Here is a 6,442-nt window from a genome sequence, read left to right as displayed (position 1 = left end):
GCAACCAAAACAGTAAAAACCGCTGCAACTCCAGTCGAAGACACCTCATGGATGTTTCATGACATCGTGGATGCCAAATTTGTAAAAGCACACATGACTGTTCCCATGCCTGAAAATGTGATGATTGTTGATGCAAGGCCTTACAAGGGCAAATACATAAAAGGACATATTCCCGGGGCGATCAGCATTCCATTTTCTCAATTTGATAAAAAAACGAATCTTCTGCCAAAAGATAAAAACGTTCTCCTGATTTATTATTGTGAGGGAGTTAAATGCAAACTCAGTCACAAATCCGCCAAAAAAGCTGAAAAACTGGGCTATAAAAATGTAAAAGTATATGCAAAAGGATATCCGGAATGGATCGGCCTGAAAGGAAATTATGGTTCTCTCAGTGCTGAGCATGTGGCAAAACAGATCGCTGCAAACAACACTGTGATTGTTGATGCAAGGCCAAAGAAACCCAAATTTGACAAAGGACATATTCCCACAGCCATCAGTATTCCTTTTTCTCAATTTGATGCTCTCAACGGAAAACTGCCAAGGGATCTTAATACCCCGGTTATTTTCTATTGCGGTGGTCTTAAATGCCGACTAAGCCATAAATCAGCAGCAAAAGCCCTTGAAATGGGATACACCAAGGTGGCTGTATTTGCCAAAGGTTATCCTGAATGGAAAAAGACATATGGTGCTTCCAATGAGACCGTGCAGGTGCAGGCCGGTGAGGTTGAAGGGTCTATTGATCTTGAACGATTCAAATCCATTATCGCAAACAATCCTGAGTCCATCATGCTCATTGACGTAAGAGATGCAGACGAATTTGCAAAAGGGTCCTTTAAAACCGCCGTTAATATCCCGATCGAAAATCTTGAACCCAAAATCAAGGGTCTTCCCGATGACAAACCCATTGTTTTTGTTTGTCCAACCGGTGCAAGGAGTGGAGAAGCTTATTACATGATCAAAGACGTAAGAGAATCCTTAAAAGATGTCTATTATGTGGAAGCTGAAATTGATTTTAAAAGTGACGGAAATATTGAAATTAAAAAACCCAAATAACTTTAGGGTTTACTAAAAAATATAAAATTATAAAGGAACTAACATGTTTAAAAAAAATATGACCGCCCTCATGGTGATGGTATTTTTACTTGTATCTTTTTCCATGGCTTTTGCCTCTGAAGGACCGGACGGCAACGATAGAAAAGGCAAATACACATATCGGAAGGTATATAAAGCATGTGCGGCAACCGGCGAGATTGAATCTGCCACACCCAAAATAAGCCCTGCAGATAAAACAATGGGGCAGTGGAAAGAAATTTTTGAAAATAAAAATTTTGATGAATTCGGCTGCAAGGATAACTGGACAGGACTTCCTGATAAGGATATCCTTGACATTTATTCATATTTCTATAAACATGCATCAGATTCGCCCACACCTGCTAAGTGTAAATAAAAATTCTAAAAACTGATAAAAATTAAAAAGGGCGGCTATTTTTTCCCCGCCCTTTTAATTTAAGAATTAAGAATATTTAACAAGCTCATGGAGATGTCTATGGAAAAACGGTATTTTATAATGACCGGCCTGACTATGCTCGCTATAACAGCGCTGGTTTTATCCTTTCAGGCTGTCTTTGCATCAACTCCCCCTGACGAAGAAGAAGCATTGGGACGTACCCTTGCCAAACAGGCTGTGAAAGACAGTAAACGCTGGACCACAGTCGACCATGCAAAGATCGATGCCTTAAACCAGGATTTCACATCTGGAGAAGAAATCACTAAAGCCTGCTTGTCCTGTCATTCTGAAGCAGCCACCCAGTTCCATAAATCCATTCACTGGACCTGGCTCGCCTCTGGAGACAAAAGCGATATGCGATATGGCAAGGCAGGTTATTCTGTGAATAATTTTTGTATTTCAGGAAATGCCATGGAAGACAAAAGCTGTCTGGCATGTCATCCTGCCTGGAATAAGGAAGGGTCTCAAGGGACAGTCAACTGCCTCCAGTGCCACAATTCATCGGGATTTAATTTTGAAGAAGCCCTTGGGGACATTGAGGCATTCTCAGAAGATGATGATCCTGACACCAAAGAAATGGTGACCGATATCCAGCAGGAAATCAAAGAAGCAGTTTCCAAGGTAACCTTTCCCACAAGAAAAAATTGCGGAGAATGTCATTTCAAAGGTGGTGGTGGTGATGGCGTAAAACACGGCGATCTTGACACCTCTTTAACAAAGCCGAACCGGATGCTGGATGTGCATATGGGAACGGACGGCAAAAATTTTTCGTGTACCCGGTGTCACACCACGGTTGATCATAACATTGCAGGAAGGATTTATACAAATCCTGCTGTTGAAACACGAAAAAGCCTGATTGAAGATGATCTGGCTCCCAAAATCACCTGTGTCTCCTGCCATAGCAGTGAACCCCATAAAAATGATTCGAAAATGAACGACCATACAGATGTGGTTTCCTGTCAGGCCTGTCATATTCCAAAATATGCAAGGGTGAATCCCACAAAGATGTGGTGGGACTGGTCAAAAGCAGGCAGGATGAAAGATGGCAAACCTTATCATGTAGAGGGTCCCTATGGAAAACAGACTTACAAATCCATCAAAGGAGAATTCAAATGGGAAAAGAATGTAACGCCTGAATATTTCTGGTCCAATGGATCCCAGACCAGCACAACCGCCGATGATGTCATAGACCCTGGGCAAATTGTAAAAGTCAGCCATCCGGTTGGCGACAAAACTGATCCTGAGGCCCGCATTTTTCCGTTTAAAATTCACCGGGGGAAGCAACCCTATGATAAAATTCATAAAAAACTTCTGGCACCCCTGCTTTCAGGAAAAAACGGGTACTGGACAACATTTGATATGAATGACGCCATTGAACACGGCAATAAGGCCATTGGCATCCCCTATTCCGGAGAATTCGATTATGTGGAAACAACTTATGCTTTTCCCATCACCCATATGGTTGCCCCCAAAGAAAATGCACTGAACTGTACCCAATGCCATATCCGGAAAAACTCCAGGCTTGCCAATATTACAGGGCTGTATATGCCTGGACGAGACAGATCAAACTTGTTTGATACCATTGGATGGCTATCGGTTTTTGGTGCCCTGGCAGGTGTATTGCTTCACGGTATGGGACGGTTCTTTACACGGAACGGCAAGGAGAATTAAATGGAAAATAAAAATACAATCAAAATTTATCTTTACACAAGATATGAACGTTTCTGGCACTGGCTCCAGGCATTTATGATCATCAGCCTGATCGTCACCGGCCTTGAAATTCATGGGACATACAAATTGTTCGGCTTTCAGACGGCTGCCAACATCCATAATTTTGTTGGCCTGTCCTGGCTGATTCTATTTGCTTTTTTTGTATTCTGGCTATTCACAACAGGGGAATGGAAACAATATATTCCCACAACAAAAAAGCTGTTTTCAGTAATTCTCTATTACTCCTGGGGTATTTTTCAGGGCAAGCCCCATCCCGTGCAGAAAGCAAAGGGTGCTAAGCATAACCCCTTGCAGCGGCTGGCATATCTTGGTATTTCCGCCATGCTGCTGCCCGTGCAGATGGCAACAGGTCTTTTATACTACCTGTATAACGATATACCGCAGGTTTTGCCCCTATCGGTTTTGGCGGTCATACACACCCTGGTTGCACTTTTCCTTTTAAATTTTCTGGTCATCCACCTTTATATGACCACCACGGGTCATTCCCTTTTCAGCCATATTGCAGGAATGATTACAGGTTGGGAAGAAATTTACGAAACCACTGAAATTGCAGACTGGGAAACCCAGGCAACAAAAAAGGAATAAACCAGCTTTCGAATTCAGACCCCGTATTTTTTTATCAAAATCCTGATGCTGAACCCTGTTAACCTTAAAGTTGTTGTGATACATTGTGAATAACCGAAAGGACTGAACCCCATGAAAAAGAAAATACTGGTATCAAGGCTATACCCGAATGCAGGAATCAGGCTCCTGGAAAAAGAGGGTTTTCGTCTCACCATGTGGGAAAAAGAAAACCCCATGACACAAGTCGAGCTTATTGAACAGGCAAAGAGCCATCATGCCCTGCTCTGCACCCTGACCGACCGAATTGATCGGCATTTTTTAGATGACTGCAGCCACCTTGAGATCATTTCCCAGTTTGCCGTTGGGTATGATAATATTGATATTGCCTCGGCCACGCGCCTGGGCATTCCTGTCGGATTTACCCCTGATGCCATGAGCGAAGCCACCGCAGACATCACATTCGGCCTGATGATAGCTGTTGCACGGAAAATGTTTTTTCTGCATAAAACCATTATCAACGGCCGGTGGGGATATTTCACTCCTACGGGAAATCTTGGCTTTGAACTGAAAAATAAAACCCTGGGTGTATTCGGGCTTGGACGTATCGGTATTAAAATGGCCCAGCGCTGTAAAAACGCCTATAACATGGATATCATTTATCATAACCGGACCCGGAATAAAGCAGCGGAAAAACTTTTGGGTGCAACATATGTCGAACTTGACGATCTCCTGGCACAAAGTGATGTGCTGTCGGTTCATTGCGCATTGACACCAGAGACAAAAGAAATTTTTAACTGCTCAGCCTTTAAAAAAATGAAACCATCAGCAATTTTTATTAATACCGCCAGAGGACCTATCCATCATGAAAAAGACCTGACCCGGGCCGTCCTTGCGGGTGATATCTGGGGAGCAGGCCTGGATGTGACAAACCCTGAACCCATGCAGCCCGATAATCCCCTGTTGTTCATGGAAAATGTCTGCGTTCTTCCCCATGTAGGGTCGGGCACGATAGAAGCCAGAAATCAGATGTCTGTGCTGGCAGCCATGAATATCATCGAATTTTATCGGAACCGCCAGGTACCCCATATCGTCAATCCGGAGGTTCTGGAATCGTGACCATTGAAAATTCACTGTTACAGAAAATGAGACAAGATGCTGTCGATATCTTTAATGAGGGGCTTGGGGCAGTAGATCCAAAGATTTGTGTTCATCGCTGCTGCAGGCTTAAAAACAACGTTCTCAAGGTAAACAATAAGGCATATAATCTGGACAAATTCGAACGGATCATTGTTCTTGGCGCGGGAAAGGCCGGGGCATCCATGGCCTGTGCCGTGGAAGAAATCCTGCAGGACAGGATAACTGCTGGAATTGTCATTGTAAAGTATAACCATATTGAAAATCTGAAAAGGATAGCGATTGTCGAGGCCGGTCACCCGGTGCCTGACACAAACGGGGTTGCCGGTGCAGAGAAACTCTTAAAAATGGCCCGCCAGGCTGATGATAAAACCCTTGTCATCTGCCTGATCTCCGGTGGCGGTTCCGCGTTGATGACTCTCCCGGCCCATGGGATAACCCTGGAAAACAAACAGAAGACCACAAAGATACTACTTGGCTGCGGAGCCACTATTCATGAAATCAATACCATCAGAAAACATTTGTCCCGAATAAAAGGGGGACTTCTTGCACAAACCGTGTATCCGGCCCCCATGATTTGTCTTGTTCTGTCCGATGTGGTGGGCAACGACCTTGATATCATCGCTTCAGGGCCTGCTGTGGCGGACAAAGGAACCTTTGGGCAATGCCTTGAAATCATTGAAACCTATGGCATAAAAGATCACCTGCCCAAAACTGTTCTTCAGCACTTCAAGAAAGGTTCCAAAAACCTTATCCCTGAAACCTTGAAACAGGGAGACCCCGTGTTTGAAAACGTTTTTCATACCACCATCGCAAGTAATATCAACGCACTTTTAAGCGCTGAAAAAAAAGCAAGACAACTGGGATATCACACGCAGATTCTTTCTTCCATGATTGAAGGGGAAACCACTGACGTGGCAGATGTCCATACTGCCATTGCCCGGGAAATCCTTGCCACAGGACACCCTTTGAAACCACCGGCCTGCATCCTGTCAGGCGGCGAGACCACCGTAACCATAAAAGGGAAAGGGAAAGGGAAAGGCGGCCGCAACCAGGAATTTGCCCTTGCTTCTGCCATAAGGATAAAAGATCTTGAGCATATCGTCATCCTGAGTGCAGGCACGGACGGTACGGACGGCCCCACAGATGCGGCTGGCGCCGTTGCCGATCATACTACTATCCAAAGGGCTGTGGCCCTGGACCTGAAGCCTGAGCTATTCCTTGAGGAGAACAATGCCTACCCATTTTTTGACCGCATTTCAGATCTTTTCAAAACAGGGGCCACCAACACCAATGTCATGGACCTGCGGATTATGTTGATCCGGTGATCCCGGGAAGGATAGTCCTCCAGCATGGCAAGATCATCCGGGGTAAAGCCTTTTATGCTTTTATTCATCTGACGGTTGAACCTGTCCAGAAAAAAATCTGCCGGAAGTGGAACATCGTCTTTGCGGCTTCGAAGGGTTTCTTTTTGTAATATCATGCAAATGTTGTATAACAGATAAA

General features: G+C 44.3%; 7 protein-coding genes. 6 read left to right on the top strand and 1 reads right to left on the bottom strand.

Features of this window, described 5'->3' with window-relative positions; genetic code table 11:
• From QAI40_RS05960 to QAI40_RS05935, 6 genes are all read left to right on the top strand, one after another.
• Nucleotides 1-1,053, top strand: a 1,053-nt coding sequence (locus QAI40_RS05960) for a rhodanese-like domain-containing protein (protein WP_304511514.1), incomplete at its 5' end; no start/stop codon positions are given.
• Nucleotides 1,054-1,096: 43 nt separating this feature from the next.
• On the top strand, nt 1,097-1,447 hold the full coding sequence (locus tag QAI40_RS05955; RefSeq protein ID WP_299978703.1) for a cytochrome c family protein: 351 nt from the start codon (nt 1,097-1,099) through the stop codon (nt 1,445-1,447).
• Nucleotides 1,448-1,546: 99 nt separating this feature from the next.
• Nucleotides 1,547-3,178 carry a tetrathionate reductase family octaheme c-type cytochrome gene (locus QAI40_RS05950; RefSeq protein ID WP_299978705.1) on the top strand — a complete coding sequence of 544 codons (1,632 nt, stop codon included), beginning with the start codon at nt 1,547-1,549 and terminating at the stop codon, nt 3,176-3,178.
• Nucleotides 3,179-3,823, top strand: a complete 645-nt coding sequence (locus QAI40_RS05945; protein WP_299978708.1) for a cytochrome b/b6 domain-containing protein — start codon at nt 3,179-3,181, stop codon at nt 3,821-3,823. It begins immediately after the preceding gene.
• A 111-nt stretch (nt 3,824-3,934) separates the two neighbouring features.
• Entirely contained in the window at nt 3,935-4,918 is a 984-nt protein-coding gene (locus QAI40_RS05940; RefSeq protein ID WP_299978711.1) for a 2-hydroxyacid dehydrogenase, read from the top strand.
• The gene (locus QAI40_RS05935) at nt 4,915-6,264 is read left to right on the top strand and encodes a glycerate kinase type-2 family protein (RefSeq protein WP_299978714.1); all 1,350 of its coding nucleotides are present in this window, start codon (nt 4,915-4,917) and stop codon (nt 6,262-6,264) included. The genes QAI40_RS05940 and QAI40_RS05935 overlap by 4 nt, the downstream gene beginning before the upstream one ends.
• Here QAI40_RS05935 and QAI40_RS17160 read toward each other — a convergent pair.
• Nucleotides 6,174-6,419: a hypothetical protein gene (locus tag QAI40_RS17160; protein WP_442875350.1), complete on the bottom strand. Its 246-nt coding sequence runs from the start codon at nt 6,417-6,419 to the stop codon at nt 6,174-6,176. The two genes, QAI40_RS05935 and QAI40_RS17160, sit on opposite strands and share 91 nt — an antisense overlap.
• Nucleotides 6,420-6,442 lie beyond the last annotated feature (23 nt).

The sequence above is a fragment of the Desulfobacula sp. genome (assembly GCF_030611305.1).
In the GTDB taxonomy this organism is placed as follows: domain Bacteria; phylum Desulfobacterota; class Desulfobacteria; order Desulfobacterales; family Desulfobacteraceae; genus Desulfobacula.
The sequence above is the reverse complement of the archived record's forward strand: the minus strand, read 5'-3'. Positions and strand labels throughout refer to the sequence as shown.